General features: G+C 69.4%; 12 protein-coding genes. 8 read left to right on the top strand and 4 right to left on the bottom strand.

Annotated features, from left to right (window positions below; translation table 11 throughout):
• Positions 1-48: 48 nt before the first annotated feature.
• Entirely contained in the window at positions 49-1,737 is a 1,689-nt protein-coding gene (locus tag WMF33_RS11840; protein WP_437337232.1) for a DUF1592 domain-containing protein, read from the bottom strand.
• 367 nt (positions 1,738-2,104) lie between these two features.
• Positions 2,105-3,157: a LacI family DNA-binding transcriptional regulator gene (locus tag WMF33_RS11845; protein ID WP_061628533.1), complete on the bottom strand. Its 1,053-nt coding sequence runs from the start codon at positions 3,155-3,157 to the stop codon at positions 2,105-2,107.
• A 370-nt stretch (positions 3,158-3,527) separates the two neighbouring features.
• Between WMF33_RS11845 and WMF33_RS11850 the strand changes: the two genes are divergently transcribed.
• The 8 genes from WMF33_RS11850 to yjfF all read left to right on the top strand — a co-directional run bounded on the left by WMF33_RS11850 (position 3,528) and on the right by yjfF (position 13,865).
• Positions 3,528-5,105, top strand: a complete 1,578-nt coding sequence (locus WMF33_RS11850; protein WP_437339470.1) for a glycoside hydrolase family 43 protein — start codon at positions 3,528-3,530, stop codon at positions 5,103-5,105.
• Between the two features lie 152 nt (positions 5,106-5,257).
• A complete protein-coding gene (locus tag WMF33_RS11855) occupies positions 5,258-6,937 on the top strand; it encodes a ribulokinase (RefSeq protein WP_437337233.1) in 1,680 nt (559 codons plus the stop codon).
• Positions 6,938-6,948: 11 nt separating this feature from the next.
• Positions 6,949-8,454 (top strand): L-arabinose isomerase, encoded by a 1,506-nt coding sequence (gene araA, locus WMF33_RS11860; RefSeq protein WP_061628535.1) that lies wholly within the window; start codon positions 6,949-6,951, stop codon positions 8,452-8,454.
• A 10-nt stretch (positions 8,455-8,464) separates the two neighbouring features.
• Complete coding sequence (locus WMF33_RS11865) at positions 8,465-9,163, top strand: L-ribulose-5-phosphate 4-epimerase (protein WP_437337234.1); 699 nt, start codon at positions 8,465-8,467, stop codon at positions 9,161-9,163.
• 110 nt (positions 9,164-9,273) lie between these two features.
• The gene (locus WMF33_RS11870; protein ID WP_437339471.1) at positions 9,274-10,215 is read left to right on the top strand and encodes an ABC transporter substrate-binding protein; all 942 of its coding nucleotides are present in this window, start codon (positions 9,274-9,276) and stop codon (positions 10,213-10,215) included.
• Positions 10,216-10,258: 43 nt separating this feature from the next.
• On the top strand, positions 10,259-11,782 hold the full coding sequence (locus WMF33_RS11875; RefSeq protein WP_437337235.1) for a sugar ABC transporter ATP-binding protein: 1,524 nt from the start codon (positions 10,259-10,261) through the stop codon (positions 11,780-11,782).
• Positions 11,779-12,837 (top strand): ABC transporter permease, encoded by a 1,059-nt coding sequence (locus WMF33_RS11880; protein WP_437337236.1) that lies wholly within the window; start codon positions 11,779-11,781, stop codon positions 12,835-12,837. Before WMF33_RS11875 ends, WMF33_RS11880 begins: the two co-directional genes overlap by 4 nt.
• Positions 12,837-13,865 carry a galactofuranose ABC transporter, permease protein YjfF gene (gene yjfF / locus WMF33_RS11885; protein ID WP_437339472.1) on the top strand — a complete coding sequence of 343 codons (1,029 nt, stop codon included), beginning with the start codon at positions 12,837-12,839 and terminating at the stop codon, positions 13,863-13,865. Before WMF33_RS11880 ends, yjfF begins: the two co-directional genes overlap by 1 nt.
• A 209-nt stretch (positions 13,866-14,074) precedes the next feature.
• On the opposite strand, the gene WMF33_RS11890 is transcribed toward yjfF, so the two are convergent.
• Positions 14,075-15,145 (bottom strand): S41 family peptidase, encoded by a 1,071-nt coding sequence (locus WMF33_RS11890; protein ID WP_437337237.1) that lies wholly within the window; start codon positions 15,143-15,145, stop codon positions 14,075-14,077.
• Positions 15,146-15,156: 11 nt separating this feature from the next.
• Positions 15,157-15,837, bottom strand: coding sequence for a DUF3540 domain-containing protein (locus tag WMF33_RS11895; protein ID WP_437337238.1), 681 nt, complete (start codon positions 15,835-15,837; stop codon positions 15,157-15,159).
• Between the last annotated feature and the right edge of the window lie 5 nt (positions 15,838-15,842).

Genomic DNA, 15,842 nt, shown 5'->3' on the forward strand with positions numbered 1-15,842 from the left:
ACGGTGCGTCGATTCAAAGCTTTAAGCGTCATGGGGAATACCGTGCGACTAGCGTTGGGGGGCGACGGACGAAAAGGCCTTGCTCGTCACGACGTCGAGGACCAGCTCGCGCAGCTGGAACCCCGACGCCTCGAACGAAGCGCTCAGCTCGTTGACGACGCTGCCGTCGACGTCTCGCTCCTCGTGCCCCGCCGCATACGAGTAGAATTTGCGGACGAGGCATTGCGCGACCTTGTCGTTCGAGCCGATGGCCTCGCCGAGCTCGCGCGCGTCGGCGACCGGCTGCTTGTCGAACGACCCGCTCGGGTCGATCGGCAGGCCGTGGTCGGTCGTGCGGTAGCGGCCGATCGCGTCGAAGTTCTCGAGCGGCAGGGCCAAGGGGTCCATGAACGCATGGCAACCGGCGCAGGTGGGGTCGGTCCGGTGGCGCTCGAGCCGCTGACGCTTGGTGAGGGGCATATCCGCGGTCGGCTCGTCGAGCACGATGTCGACGTCGCCGGGGGGCAACGGGATGGTCTTGCACAGAAGGGCCTCGCTCATGAACCTGCCGCGCAGGGTGGGGGAGCCCTCTTTCTGGTTCGCGAACTGCGAGAGGAAGCCCGCCTTGCCGAGGATCCCGAGGCGCGGGCCGTCCGCGGGCAACGAGCGGACCTCGAACTTGTTCGAGCTGAGGCCGGTCGTGTCGAGGCCGTAGAGCTCGGCGAGCTCCGTGTTGACGACGACCTTCGTGGTCGAGAACAGGTCGAGCGCGCTCGCATGATCGTCGAACGCGAGGATCTCCCAGGTGCCTCGCATGTCGCGGACCATCGCCTCTTGCAGCGCGGGGCCGTACTCCGGAAATAGCTCCGTGTCCTTGGCCTGCGTGCCGATGCGCTCGAGCCGCATGTACTCCTCGGCGAACGCGCCGACGGCCTCGCGTCCAGCGGGCGCGTCGAGCAGCCGCGTCGCCGCCTCACGGACCCCCTCCACCGTCTCGAGGACGCCGCTCTTGGCCTGGTCGAGCAGCTCCTTGTCCGGCAGGCTGTTCCACACCAGGAACGCGAGCCGGGACGCCATCTCGTAGCCCGTCAGGCGGAGCGACCCGCTGGCGCTCGGCGCTCCGAGCTCCGGGCGATACAGGAAGTTCGGCGACGTGAAGAGGGCCACCGTCGCCCAGCGGGCACCCTCGATGGCGCTGCCGAGCTCGGTCGCGGCCGTCGCGGCGACCCCCGCGAGCCGGTCGACCTCCGCGGCCTCGAGCGGGCGGCGCCACGCTCGGAGCCCCTGCGTCTCGATGAAGCCGCGCACGCAAGCGTCGTCCTGCGCGCCGGTGGGCGCGCAACCGATGAATCGGTCCCGCCTCGCGGAATCCGCGAACACCGTGTTCACGGCGTCCTCGATGGCCGTGTGGTACTGCTCGACGCCGCGTTCCGAGGTCACGACGGTCGCGGCGCCGATGACTGCAAAGTTACCGTTCCAGCTGTCGGAGTCGAGCTTGTTGACGTCGACCTCGACCTCGAACACGTCGCGCACCGCGTTGCGGAACTGCGTTCTCGTCAGACGGCGCAGCATCCCGGCGGCGGGCTGGAACGGCGGAGGAGCCGAGCCCGTCGACGGTCCGTCGCTTCCAACGGAGGGGGGCCCATCGCCGTCCTCCGAGTCACCCAGCGTGCCCGTGCACGCGGCCGCGAATGCGAGCGTGCACACAGCGGCGATCTCTCTTGAAGTACGGCGCTCGTGCCACCACGGCTTCTTCATCTTGCTCTCCGATAACGTAAGGGAGTGACGACGCACGGGAGCCCGCGGCGGGCAATCCTGCCTCAGGGCTGCTGGTCGCACCTCGAACCGCACATCGCCCGGCGTGACCTGGGCACAACGTCGATCACCGTCAGCGATCGCTTGCGCGACGACCGTGCGAGCGGTGTCGGCGCGCGGATCGATCTCGATCCCGAGGACGCAGGGCCCGGTACGCACGGCCGCCTCCTCCGGGGCAAAGCGAAAGAATACCCCTGGGGAGAATGTGAACGTTCACATGGCCGATGTCAAAACAAATGTGACGGAGCGTCCGCGCCCGGACCCGGTGGAGGACCGGGCCGGCGGGCCTACGCCGGAGGCCCGTACGCGCTCAGCGATTCCGGGGGGCCGCGGCCGTGCTCTTGCGCACGACCAGCTTGGTCTCGACCACGACGTGCGCATAGGAGCGGTGGCCGCTCTCGATCTGACCGAGCAGGAGGTGGAGGCACCTTCGCCCGAGCGCGGAAAAATCCTGGTTTACGGTGGTGAGAGGCGGCGTGAAGTAGGCCGCCTCCGGGATGTCGTCGAAGCCGACGATGCTGATGTCCTTCGGCACGTCGCGCCCGGCCTCGTGGAGAAAGCGGAGCAGGCCGAGCGCCATCTGGTCGTTGGCCACGAACACGCCGGTGATGCCCGGCGTGCGCACCAGCTGCGGGCCGAGCTCGTACCCCGAGCGGGCGCTCCAGTCGCCGCGCAGGAGAGGGGGCCGCTCGACGCCGGCGGCGACGAGCGTCGAACGCCAGCCGTCGATGCGCTGGTCGGCCTCGAGCCAGTCGGGCGGACCGGCGACGTGCCACACCGTCTTGTGGCCCAGGTCGAGGAGGTGGCGGGTCGCGGCCGCCGCGCCGCCGTGCTGGTCGACGGCGACCACCGGGATCGAGTCGTCCGGCCCACCCTCGACGGCGACCACCGGCACGTCGGAGGTGATGTGGCGGAGCGCGTCCACCGCCGACCGCTGCGGGGCGATGACCACGACGCCGTCGGCGCCCTGGTCGCACAGCCGCTTCACCGCGTCCACCACCGACGCGCGGCTGAGGGACTTGACACTGGCGATGCTGACGCCGTACCCGGCGTCGTGCGCCGCCTCCTCGAGCCCGAGGAGCGTCGACGCGGGGCCGTAGAGCGTCGTGTCGAAGCTGACCACGCCCAGCGTCCGCGAGCGCCCGGTGACGAGCGCCTGCGCCACGGAGCTCGGGCGGTAGTCGAGCTGGCGGATCGCTTCGAGCACGCGCTCGCGCGTCTCGCGGTGCACGTGGGGGCTGTCGTGCAGGACGCGCGAGACGGTCTGGTGCGAGACGCCGGCGAGCTTGGCCACATCGACCATGACCGCGGCGCGGCGCCCGCCTCGCTTGACGCGCCGCTCTGGAGGGGAGTTCTCAGCCATCGGGGCTGGAGCTTAGTCGTGAACGGACGGATTGGAATCCACATCGAACATGACCAGGGCTCGGCGCCCGCCCGCTTGACGCGCCGCTCCAGGAGCGATGCGCCAGCCGCCGCCGGATCCCAGGCTCAGCCGTCGCGGGCAGGATCGGCATTGACTTCGGCCATGTGAACGTTCACAATGCCGTCTCATCCTTCGGCTTTGCCCCGAAGCGGGCCGCTGCGCGCGCCGGAACCGCCGCTGCCGGGCCCGTTCGGCACGGACGCCGTCCGCCAGCCGTCGTGGGCGCAGCCCAGCCGAGCGCGGGAGGGGCGGGCGAGGCGTGGGACCAGGAGCCACGATGACCATGAGGAGACTCGCTCGTTCTTCGTTGATGCTCGCAGCTGCCTTCTCGGCGCCGAGCTGCGCCGGACCCCTCGACACCCCGGGGTCCTCGACGGGAGGAGGCCAGGGCGGCTCCTCCGAGGGCACGACCGTCAGCACCGGCGGCGCCTCGACGACCAGCGCCGCCGTCTCCACGACCGGCGGCACCGGCGGCGGAGCGACGACGGGCGGGGTCGACGCGACCGGCGGCGGCGGCGGCGGCGGCGCCGGCGGCGCTCCCCCCGGCGTGGCGAACGGGTACGCCCGGAACCCGATCGTGAGCCACATCTTCACGGCGGATCCGTCGGCGCACGTGTTCGAAGGGCGCGTGTACATCTACGCGTCCCACGACCCGGACGACCAGTCGGGCTACTCGATGGTCGACTACCACGTCTTCTCGTCGGACGACCTCGTGAACTGGCAGGATCACGGGGTCGCGCTGGCCGCGGCGGACACGTGGGCCAGGTACCTGTACGCTCCGGACGCCTGCTACAGCGAGGCTAACAAAAAATACTACCTGTACTTCCCGGATTCGGGGAGCGGGATCGGGGTCGCGGTCTCCGACACGCCGGGAGGCCCGTTCAAGGAAGCGCTGGGCAAGCCGCTCATTTCGAAGAGCACGCCGGGCGTCGGGGACGTGGACTGGCTCTTCGACCCCACGTGCTTCATCGACGATGACGGCCAGGCGTACCTCTATTTCGGCGGAGGTCCGACCGGCACGGGCGACAACGCTCGCGTCATCCGCCTCGGCCGGGACATGATCAGCCTCGCGGACGCGTCGGCGACGACCATCAAGGCGCCGGCCTTCTTCGAGGCGTCGTTCATGCACAAGCGCGACGGGAAATACTACTTCTCGTACTCGACCGACTTCACGGGCCACGCGGCGTACATCGATTACATGATGAGCGACAACCCGATGACCGGGTTCACCTACGCAGGGACCATCCTGCCGAGCCCGGCCGACAACAACGGCGACAACAACCACCACTCGATCGTCGAGTACCAGGGCAACTGGTACATCTTCTTCCACAACCGCGTGCTCGCGAAGCGCGACGGCTTCTCGAACTACCAGCGCAGCATCACGGTCGACAACCTGATGTACGACGCGCAGGGCAAGATCGTCCAGGTCTCCGCCACGAAGGGCAGGGTGGCTCAGCTGAAGAGCGTCAACGCGCGCGCCCGCATGGAGGCGGAGACCATGGCCGCCCAGCGCGGCATCGAGGTCGACGTCGTGCAAGAGGGCGGCGCGCGGGCCGGGGTCGCCGTGGGCTGGATCAACGACAAGGACTGGATCGGGTACTCGCAGCTCGATTTCGGCGGCGGCGTGGAGACCTTCCAGGCGCGCGTGTCCTCGGGCTCGACCGCTGGCGGCTCGATCGAGGTGCTGCTGGGCGGCTGCGAGGGGTTCACCGACACGCCGGGCGAGCGCGTCGGCGTGTGCGCGGTCGGCCCCACGGGAGGCTGGCAGGCGTGGAAGGATGTCGAGTGCGCGGCTCAGGTTCCGCCGGGAGTCCACGATATCTGTCTACGCTTCACCGGTAGCGGTTCTGATCCTCTGCTCAACCTGGATTATTTTCAGTTCAAGTGATCGCGGCGCCGCGCTCGACGCGGCGACCAGACGAGCTCACCCGTGCCGGGAGCCGAGCCCCGCAGCAGCGGCTAGGCGATTGTTGTTGACATCGAAGATGTTAACGTTCACATTGAAACTCGTTACTTCGGCTTCTCCATGAGCAGGTCGTCATGAGCACTGGGACCTTCGTCATCGGGATCGATTTCGGCACCGACTCCGTCCGTTCGGTCGTCGTGGACGCGCGCGACGGCGCGCTCGCGGGGGCGGCGGTCGCGCCCTACCCGCGCTGGGCGCAAGGTCGTTATTGCGACCCGCGCGAGCACCGGTTCCGCCAGCATCCGCTCGACTACCTCGCTGCGATGGAGTCGTCGATCCGAGCGGCCCTGAAGCAGGCGGGGGGCGACGTGGCCGCGCGCGTGCGCGGGATCTCGGTCGACACCACCGGCTCGACGCCGGTCCTGGCCGACGCGAAGGGCCGGCCGCTCTCGCTGCTCCCTGGCTTCGAGGAGGATCCGGACGCGATGTTCATCCTCTGGAAGGACCACACCGCCGTGGCCGAGGCGGCGCGGATCAACGAGCTCGCCCGCACCTGGGGCGGCCCGGATTACACGAAGTTCTCGGGGGGCGTGTACTCCTCCGAGTGGTTCTGGGCCAAGGCGCTCCACGTCATCGAGAACAACCCGGCGGTGGCGCGCGCGGCGGTCACCCTCCTCGAGCACTGCGACTGGATCCCGGCGGTCCTCACCGGCACCGAGGATCTCGGGCGGATCCGGCGGAGCCGCTGCGCCGCGGGCCACAAGGCCATGTGGCACCCGGAGTTCGACGGGTATCCGTCGAGCGATTTCCTGGCGAGGCTGAGCCCACGCTTGCCCGCGCTCAGGGAGACCCTCGGCTCGCGCACCTTCACCGCGGACGCGCCCTTCGGGACGATCTCGCCCGCGTGGGCCGCGACGCTCGGCATCCCGGCGGACGTCGTCGTGGGCGTCGGCGCCTTCGACGCGCACATGGGCGCGGTGGGCGGCGACATCCAGCCTCACCACCTGCTCAAGGTGATGGGCACGAGCACGTGCGACATGCTCGTCGCCCCGAAGACGGACGCGCCCGAGGTCCTGGTCGCCGGGATCTGCGGCCAGGTGGACGGCTCGATCCTCCCCGGCGCGATCGGCTACGAGGCGGGGCAGTCCGCCTTCGGCGACGTCTTCGCGTGGTTCAAGCAGCTGCTCAGCTGGCCGCTCCTCGCGATCCAGCCGGACGCCCCGGAGGCCGGCGATCCGCGCCGGGCGGCGCTCGCCGACGCGATCATGGACCGGATCATCCCCGCGCTGGACAAGGCCGCCGCGGAGATCCCGCCGTCGCGGAGCTCCGTCGTCGCGCTCGACTGGTTCAACGGGCGGAGGACGCCGGACGCGGACCAGCGGCTCCAGGGCGCGATCGCCCGCCTGGATCTGGGCACCGACGCGCCGCGGATCTACCGCGCGCTGGTCGAGGCGATCGCGTTCGGCTCGCGCGCCATCGTCGAGCGCTTCCGCGCGCAGGGGATCCGCATCGACGGCATCATCGGTATCGGAGGGGTCGCGCGCAAGAGCCCCTTGACCATGCAGGTCCTCGCGGACGTGCTCGACATGACCGTCGAGGTCCGCGCCGGCGAGCAGCCGGTCGCCCTGGGAGCGGCGATGTTCGCCGCGACCGCGGCGGGCCTGCACGCCACGATCGAGGACGCGCAGCGCGCGATGTCCTCCGGGACCGAGGCCCGTTATCGACCGGATCCCGCGCGCGCCAGGCTCTATGACGCGCTGTACAGGGATTATGTCGAGCTCGGATCGTTCGTGGAAGAGGAGCTGACGCAATGAGCGGTGTCGCGATGCAGGATCTTCGGGAGAGCTTCGAGGTTTGGTTCTTGACCGGCAGCCAGGACCTCTACGGCGAGGACACGCTGAAGCAGGTCGCCGAGCACGCGCGGGAGATCGCCGGGTTTCTCGACGCCTCGGGCAAGCTCCCGGTCAAGGTCGTCTGGAAGCCGACGCTGAAGAGCCCCGAGGCGATCCTCGCCGTCTGTCGCGAGGCGAACGCGACGCCGCGGTGCGCCGGCGTGATCACGTGGATGCACACGTTCTCGCCCGCGAAGATGTGGATCGCGGGGCTCACGCGGCTCGAGAAGCCGATCGCTCACCTGCACACGCAGCACGGGCGCGAGCTCCCCTGGGGGAGCATCGACATGGACTTCATGAACCTGCACCAGTCCGCCCACGGAGATCGCGAGTTCGGGTACATCGGCGCGCGCCTGCGCATCGAGCGGAAGGTCGTGGTCGGGCACTGGCAGGACGATGACGTGCTCGCCAAGCTCGACGTCTGGGCGCGCGCGGCCTGCGCGATGCTGGACGCGCGGCGGCTCAAGATCGCGCGCTTCGGCGGCATGAACATGCGCGAGGTGGCCGTCACCGGCGGGGACCGCGTCGAGGCGCAGGTCAAGCTGGGGTGGTCGGTGAACGGCTACGGCGTGGGCGACCTCGTCGGGCGGATCGCGGACGTGGACGAGGCCGAGGTCGAGCGCCTGGTGGCGGAGTACGACGAGGCGTACTCGGTCGCTCCCGCCCTGAGGAAGGGCGGCGCGCGCCGCAACGATCTGCGCTACGCGGCGAGGCAGGAGGCCGCGCTGCGCTCCTTCCTGAAGGAGGGCGGCTTCGGCGGGTTCACGACGACCTTCGAGGACCTGCACGGGCTCAAGCAGCTCCCCGGCCTCGCGGTGCAGCGGCTCATGGCCGACGGCTACGGCTTCGGCGCCGAGGGCGACTGGAAGTCGTGCGGCCTCGTCCGCGCGCTGAAGGTCATGGCGACCGGGCTGCGCGGCGGCGTCTCGTTCATGGAGGACTACACCTATCACCTCGTCGACGGGAAGGAGCGGGTCCTCGGCGCCCACATGCTCGAGATCTGCCCGACGATCGCCGCGGGGAGGCCGTCGCTGGAGATCCACCCGCTCTCCATCGGCGGCAAAGCGGACCCGTGCCGGCTGGTCTTCGACTCCGGGACCGGGCCCGCCGTGAACGTGTCCATGATCGATCTGGGCGGCCGCATGCGGATGGTCGCGAACGAGCTCGAGGCGGTGCCGCCCGAGGAGGAGATGCCGAACCTGCCCGTGGCGCGCGCGGTGTGGATCCCGAAGCCGGACTTCAAGCGCGCGTGCGAGGCCTGGATCCTCGCGGGTGGCGCTCATCATTGCGCGCACAGCCGCGCCGTGACGATGGAGCACCTGGAGGACTTCGCGTCGATCGCCGGCGTGGAGCTGATCCGCATCGGGGTCGGGACCGAGATCCACGCGCTGAGGAACGAGCTGCGCTGGAACGACCTCGCCTACCGGCTGTCGCGCTGAGGGATGTGACGTGAGCGCGACCTACCGAGAGCTGCGAGAGCGCGCCTGGGCGGCGAACCTGGAGATCCCGCGCCGAGGGCTCGCGATCTACACGTTCGGCAACGTCTCGGCGTTCGACCGCGACCGGGGCGTCCTGGCCATCAAGCCGAGCGGCGTGCCGTACGACCGGCTGTCGATCGACGACATGGTGGTCGTCGATCTCGAGGGGAAGGTGGTCGAGGGCCAACTCCGACCTTCCTCGGATACCCGGACGCACATCGTCCTCTACGCGAACTTCCGCGGGGTGGGCGGCATCGTCCACACCCACTCGACCTACGCGACCGGCTGGGCGCAGACGGGCATGCCGATCCCGATCTACGGGACGACCCACGCCGATCACCTGGCCGAGGACGTGCCGTGCACCGCGGTGATGCGGCCGGACGCCGTGCAGGGCGACTACGAGACCGAGACCGGCAGGCAGATCCTCGAGTGCTTCGCGGAGCGGAACCCGCTCCACACGCCGATGGTGCTGGTGGCGGGACACGCCCCCTTCGCGTGGGGAGAGGACGCCGACAAGGCGGTGTACAACGCGGCGGTGCTCGAGGAGATCGCGCGGATGGCGTTCATCACCCGCGCCATCCACCCGGGCGCCGCGCGCCTCCCGGACGCGCTCGTGCGCAAGCACTTCGAGCGGAAGCACGGCAAGGGCGCGTATTACGGCCAGAAGTAAGGCCGGACACCGCGGGGCGACGAAGAGCGCGCGTCCCGCGGACGAGATGTGCATAGGATGGAGCGGAAAGGAGCTGCGCCATGAAGAGGAGCCGTGTTGTCGCCGTCGCGATGATGGTCCTGACTGGACTATCGGTGATCCTGGGTGGGTTGGGTTGTCAGTCGGAGAAGAAGAAGATCACGCTGGGGTTCTCGCAGATCGGCGCTGAGAGCGAGTGGCGGACGGCGAACACGAAGTCGATCGAGGAGGCCGCCAAGGCCGCGGGGATCGAGCTCAAGTTCTCCGACGCGCAGCAGAAGCAGGAGAACCAGATCAAGGCCATCCGGTCGTTCATCGCCCAGAAGGTGGACGTCATCGCGTTCTCGCCCGTGGTCGAGACCGGCTGGGAGCCCGTCCTGCGCGAGGCCAAGGCGGCCAAGATCCCGGTCATCTTGACCGATCGCGCCGTGGACACGAAGGACGACAGCCTCTGGGTCACCTTCATGGGGTCGGACTTCGTCGAGGAGGGCCGCCGCGCGGCCAAGTGGCTGGTCGAGAAGACGAAGGACCAGCAGGGCACCGTCAACATCGTCGAGCTGCAGGGCACGGTCGGCTCCGCCCCCGCCATCGATCGCAAGAAGGGGTTCGAGGAGATCATCAAGGACAAGCCGAACTTCAAGATCCTCCGCTCGCAGACGGGGGACTTCACCCGCGCCAAGGGCAAGGAGGTCATGGAGGCGTTCCTCAAGGCGGAGGGGAAGAACATCAACGTCCTCTACGCCCACAACGACGACATGGCGATCGGCGCGATCCAGGCCATCGAGGAGGCCGGCCTGAAGCCCGGCAAGGACATCCTGATCATCTCGATCGACGCGGTGAAGGGCGCGTTCGAGGCGATGATGGCCGGCAAGCTCAACGTGACGGTCGAGTGCAGCCCCCTGCTCGGGCCGCAGCTCATGAGCGCGGTGAACGACCTCGTGGCCGGCAAGACGTTGCCCAAGCGCATCGTGACCGAGGAGGGCGTCTTCCCGATGGAGACCGCCGCCGCGGAGTTCCCGAAGCGCAAGTACTGAGCGCGACGGAGAGCTCGGCGCGGAGACCGGACGGAGGAGTGCGATGATGAGCGACGCCCTGCCCATGCTCGAGATGAAGGCGATCTCCAAGCGGTTCTCCGGAGTGCAGGCGCTCCAGTCGGTCGACTTCCGCCTGCTGCCGGGAGAGGTGCACTCCCTCATGGGGCAGAACGGCGCCGGCAAGTCGACCCTGGTCAAGGTCCTCACCGGCGTCCACACCGCGGACAGCGGGCACATCCTCCTCGAAGGCCGGGAGATCAGGCCGACGAGCCCGCTCGAGGCGCAGAAGCTCGGCATCAGCGCGGTGTTCCAGGAGGTGAACCTCTGCACCAACCTGTCGGTCGCCGAGAACATCTGCCTCGGCCGGGAGGGCTCGAGCCCTTACGCCCTCCGGTGGGGGGAGATGCACCGGAGGGCCGCCGCCGCGCTCGAGGATCTGAACGTTCACATCGACGTCACCGCGCCGCTCTCCGACTTCTCGCTCGCCGTCCAGCAGATCGTCGCGATCGCCCGCTCGCTGACCGCCCGGGCCAAGATCCTCATCCTCGACGAGCCGACGTCGAGCCTGGCCGAGGACGAGGTCCGGGTGCTGTTCTCGATCATCCGGCGCCTGAAGGCGCAGGGGATGGCGATCCTGTTCATCTCGCACTTCCTCGATCAGCTGTTCGAGATCTCCGACCGGGTCACGGTGCTGAGGAACGGGCAGCTGGTCGGCGAGTACCCGATCGCCGAGCTGTCGCGGATGCAGCTCATCACGGCCATGGTGGGGCGCGAGGTCAAAGACGAAGGTCCTAGCCGGTCCGCGCGCCCCCGGGCGGAGAGGCCGGCGGGCGGAGACGCGCCGCTCTTGCGGACGCGCGGGCTGGGCAAGAAGGGCTCGGTCCAGGACATCGACATCGAGGTGAGGGCGGGGGAGGAGCTCGCCCTCGCGGGCCTCCTCGGCGCCGGGAAGACGGAGACGGCGCGGCTCCTGTTCGGGGTCGACCAGGCGGATCAGGGCACCATCGAGATCGACGGCGCCGAGGCGCACATCCGCTCGCCGCTCGACGCGATCGCGCACGGGATCGCGTTCTGCCCCGAGGACCGGAAGGCCGAGGGCATCATCGGCGACCTCTCGGTGCGCGAGAACATCGTCCTCGCCCTCCAGGCGAAGCGCGGCATGTTCCGCAATCTGTCCCGGGCTCGACAGGACAGCATCGCCCGCGGCTACATCGAGCGGCTCGGCATCGCGGCGGCCGACGCGGAGGTGCCCATCTGCAAGCTGAGCGGCGGGAACCAGCAGAAGGCGCTCCTCGCCCGATGGCTGGCGACCGATCCGCGCATGCTCATCCTCGACGAGCCGACCCGCGGCATCGACGTGGCGGCCAAGGGTGAGATCATGGGCCGGGTCATGGAGCTCTGCGATCGGGGCATGGCGGTGGTGCTCGTCTCCTCGGAGATGGCCGAGGCGCTGCGCTACGCGGACCGGGTCGTCGTCCTGCGGGACCGGCGCCAGGTGGCGGAGCTCGACGCGGGCCAGACGGACGAGCAGGGGGTGTACCAGATCATCGCGGGAGGGCACGCGTGAGCGCGGCGGCGGCTTCCCTGCGCCGGCTCGCCGGGAGGAGCATCTCCTTCCCGCTGGCGATGCTCGGCCTGCTCCTCCTGTTCAACCTCATCAACAACCCGCAGTTCTTCGCGGTCACGGTCAAGGATGGCCACCTGTACGGCAGCGTCATCGACATCCTGAACCGCGCGTCGCCGCTCATGATCATCGCCATGGGGCTCACCCTGGTGATCGCCACCCACGGGATCGACATCTCCGTCGGCGCGGTCGTCGCCATCTCGGGCGCGGTCGCGGCCGCGCTGATCGGCGGCGAGCTCTCGATGAGCGGCGGGGCCGGCATGGCGGACGTGACCCAGGTCCCGCTGCCGCTCGTGCTCGCCGGCGCGCTGGGCGCGGCGGTGGCCTGCGGCATGTGGAACGGCGCGCTGGTGTCGATGGTCGGCATGCAGCCGATCATCGCGACCCTGATCCTGCTCGTCACGGGCCGGGGCATCGCCCAGCTCATCACGGGCGGCCAGATCATCACGATCTACTACAGCCCTTACCACGCCATCGGGAACGGCTTCTTGCTGGGCGTCCCGGCGTCGCTGTTCATCGTGGCGGGCGTGGGCGCCGTCCTCGGGCTCCTGGCCCGCAAGACCGCGCTCGGCATGTTCGTCGAGGCGATCGGCATGAGCCCGGTCGCCTCGCGGCTCGCCGGGATCCGGGCGCGCTCGATCACCTTCGCCTGTTATGCGGTGTGCGGCCTGTGCGCCGGCATCGCGGGGCTGATCGTGAGCTCGAACGTCAAGAGCGCCGACGGCAACAACGCGGGCCTGCTCTTCGAGCTCGACGCCATCCTGGCGGTGGTCCTGGGCGGGACGTCGCTCGCCGGGGGCAAGTTCACGCTGGCGGGGAGCGTCGTCGGCGCCCTCATCATCCAGACGCTCACGACCACGATCTACGCCGTCGGCGTCCCGCCCGAGGTCAACCTCGTGGTGAAGGCGCTCGTCGTCTTCGTGGTCAGCATCCTGCAATCGCAGAAGGTCAGGGGCCTCCTTGGGAGGCAGCGGGCCGGGAGAGTGGCCGTTCCATGATGGACACCGCAGCCGTGACGGGCAACACCGCAACCGTGACCAGGCCGTCGCTCCGGTTGAGCCCGAGGCACCTGCCCCTCGCCGTCACCATCGGCCTGTTCGTGCTCATGTTCGGCGCCGGATCTTGCCTGTTCGACGGGTTCTTCTCGCTGCAGGTGTTCCTCAACTTCTTCATCGACAACGCGTTCCTGGCGATCGCGGCCGTCGGGATGACGTTCGTCATCCTCTCTGGCGGGATCGACCTCTCGGTCGGCTCGGTCATCGCGCTGACCACGATGGTCTCGGCGTCGCTCGTCGAGAAGCACGGCGTCAGCCCGGCGGCGGTCATCCCGCTCGTCCTGGCCATGGGCGCGGGCATCGGCCTCGCGATGGGGGTGATCATCCACTACTTCGAGGTCCAGCCCTTCATCGTCACGCTGGCGGGCATGTTCCTGACCCGCGGGCTCTGTTACCTCATCAGCATCGACTCGATCACCATCCACGACGGCTTCTACGTCGCCGCCTCGTCGCACCGCATCCCGTTCCTGTTCGACACGTCGATCACCTGGAACGTGATCATCGCGCTCGTGCTGTTCGCCGCGGCGATCTACCTCGCGCACTACACGCGCTTCGGCCGCACCGTCTACGCGATCGGCGGCAACGAGCAATCCGCCCTGCTCATGGGCCTCCCGGTGGGGAGGACCAAGGTGCTCATCTACACCTTCAGCGGGTTCTGCTCGGCGCTCGCGGGCGTCGCCTTCACGTTCTACATGGTGTCCGGCTACGCGCTGCACGCCGGCGGGATGGAGATGGACGCCATCGCCGCCGTCGTCATCGGCGGCACCCTGCTGACCGGCGGCTTCGGCACGGTGGTCGGGACCCTGTTCGGCGTGCTCATCTACGGCACCATCCAGACCCTCATCATGTTCGAGGGCACGCTCAGCTCCTGGTGGACCAAGATCGTCGTCGGGCTCCTCCTGCTGTTCTCCTGCCTGCTGCAGCGGCTCTTCGAGCGGCGGCTGGTCGGCGGGACGCCGAAGAGGTCATGACGATCGATGCCGGCGAACTGGTGATGGCCTAATTGGCCCCGGAGTGATTCACATGAAGGCGGGAAGGCGGGAAGATCGTTGATCTTTTCTGCCTGCCTTCCCGCCTTCATGTTCAAATCCGGCCACCACCGGCGAACTGCGGTATCGCTCTCATGGCCGGACCTGCGCCGGAGCCAGCTACGACTTGAACGGGTAAAGCCTCGGACGGCTCACGGATTCGAGGTGACTCCGGCGAAGAGCTGGGCAATCGACGGCGGCACCCCGTCCGGCGCAATCGCCTCGCTCCCCAGCTCGACGTCCGGCCGGACGCCGACCGCGTGGATCGCCTCCCCGCCCGGCAGGACCATCATCGCCGCCGGCGCGAGCACCGGCGCGCGCCCCGCCGGATCGACCGCGACCTTCAGCGCCGTCCCCTTGCCGTACGTCCGCTCCCCCGCGACGGTCGCCCGCCCGTGCCACTGCAGGCAGCCGGCGAAGAGCTCCGCCGCCGACGCCGTGCCGCGATTCACCAGGATCCACAGCGGCGCGCGGCACGGGTTCCGGTGGCTCGACCGGTACACGACCTCGTCGCCGTCCGCGTCGATCGCCCGCGCGAGGACGCTCCCCGGCTCCAGGAAGTCGCCCGCGAGCTCGCGGAACGCCGTGAGCTCCCCGCCGGGGTTGTCGCGCAGATCGAGCACGAGCGTCTCCAGCCCCTCCGCCTCGAGCGCGCCGATCTCCGTGTGGACCCGGGCCGGCACGTCCAGCGAGAGCCGGCGGATGCGCAGGTAGCCGACCCCCGGCGCGAGCCAAGCGGTCTCCACGGGCGACGCGCTCCCGCAGGGGTGGAGCGACGCGACCGTCGCGTCGACGTCCGAAAGGAGCGGGGCGCCGGCGGGACGGGCGCCGCCCGCGCTCTCCGACTTGTAGGCGAAGAACACGTTCACCCTGCTCGGCAACACCTGGATGCCGAGGATGCAGTTGAAGTTGTTGCCGATCCTCATGCACAGCAGCATCGTCCCCGGAAGGAAGTTGATGAGGATCTTGAAATAGCCGAGCGTGTACCGCGCTTGCCCCATGAACGTCGGGTGCAGCGTGCCCGCCTGATCGCCCGCCGTCATGGGGCTGAACGACCCCTGGTGCACGGCGGCCGCCATCGAGAGCCACACGTTGAACGAGAACGGGAACTTCATCGCGTTCGGGCTGAAGTTGGGGAAGGGGAACAGGCCGAGCACCGGCGACAGGCACACGTCCGGAAAACCGGCGCTCAGGCCGACCGCCTTGTTGTTCGCAGGGAGCATTGCGCGGCCTCCTAGCCCAAGAGGATCTGCTTGCCGTTCACCGTGACCGTCTCCTCGGTCAGGATCGTGGCGTTCTTCGCCTTCGTGAACGAGGTCTTCTCCACCACCGTGTGCGACTCGCTGGCCTGGACGCTCAGGAGCGCGCTCACCCGCTGGTAGACCGACGTGAACTTCTGGACCACGGCGTCGGCCACCATCCGGATCTTGCCGGCCTGCACCTCGAGCTCCGGCCCCCGGATCTCGACGCCCTTGTCGCCGCACAGCGAGAGCGCGCCCTCCCGCGCGTGCACCGCCACGTCGCCCTGGAGCGACAGGACCGACCGCCCCCGCCCGTGGAGCACGCCGATCGCGTAATAGGCGTCGTCCCGCCCGATGACGAGCAGCGTGTCGTCCAGCGCGGGCTCGTACGGCAGCGCGAGCGCCATCTGGACCGCGACCGGCTGGCCGCCCGGCAGCTCCACGGCGATGGCGCCCGCCTCGGCCGAGGTGACCCGCGCCGGGCCCAGGTACTCCCGCGGGGGCGCCGCGGCCCGGACGGGGCCCGCCTCGCCCTCCGCCGCGGCGCCGGCCCGCGCCAGGCCGATCCTGGGCACGTCGGCGCTCCGGCCGAGCGCGGCGTGCTCCTCGCTCCCCGGCGCGTCCACCCGCACGGCCGCCGCGCGATCGCTCTCCTTCATGGCTCCCATCGACATGGCTC

Origin of the sequence: Sorangium sp. So ce394, from assembly GCF_051474665.1 — a bacterium.
GTDB classification, from domain to species: Bacteria; Myxococcota_A; Polyangia; order Polyangiales; family Polyangiaceae; genus Sorangium; species Sorangium cellulosum_D.

Coding starts and splice junctions, on each gene's coding strand:
- WMF33_RS11840 (WP_437337232.1), bottom strand. CDS start 1,737: ATGAAGAAGCCGTGGTGGCACGAGCGCCGTACTTCAAGAGAGATCGCC.
- WMF33_RS11875 (WP_437337235.1), top strand. CDS start 10,259: ATGATGAGCGACGCCCTGCCCATGCTCGAGATGAAGGCGATCTCCAAG.
- yjfF (WP_437339472.1), top strand. CDS start 12,837: ATGGACACCGCAGCCGTGACGGGCAACACCGCAACCGTGACCAGGCCG.
- WMF33_RS11895 (WP_437337238.1), bottom strand. CDS start 15,837: ATGTCGATGGGAGCCATGAAGGAGAGCGATCGCGCGGCGGCCGTGCGG.
- WMF33_RS11855 (WP_437337233.1), top strand. CDS start 5,258: ATGAGCACTGGGACCTTCGTCATCGGGATCGATTTCGGCACCGACTCC.
- WMF33_RS11890 (WP_437337237.1), bottom strand. CDS start 15,145: ATGCTCCCTGCGAACAACAAGGCGGTCGGCCTGAGCGCCGGTTTTCCG.
- WMF33_RS11845 (WP_061628533.1), bottom strand. CDS start 3,157: ATGGCTGAGAACTCCCCTCCAGAGCGGCGCGTCAAGCGAGGCGGGCGC.
- WMF33_RS11850 (WP_437339470.1), top strand. CDS start 3,528: ATGCTCGCAGCTGCCTTCTCGGCGCCGAGCTGCGCCGGACCCCTCGAC.
- WMF33_RS11870 (WP_437339471.1), top strand. CDS start 9,274: ATGATGGTCCTGACTGGACTATCGGTGATCCTGGGTGGGTTGGGTTGT.
- araA (WP_061628535.1), top strand. CDS start 6,949: ATGCAGGATCTTCGGGAGAGCTTCGAGGTTTGGTTCTTGACCGGCAGC.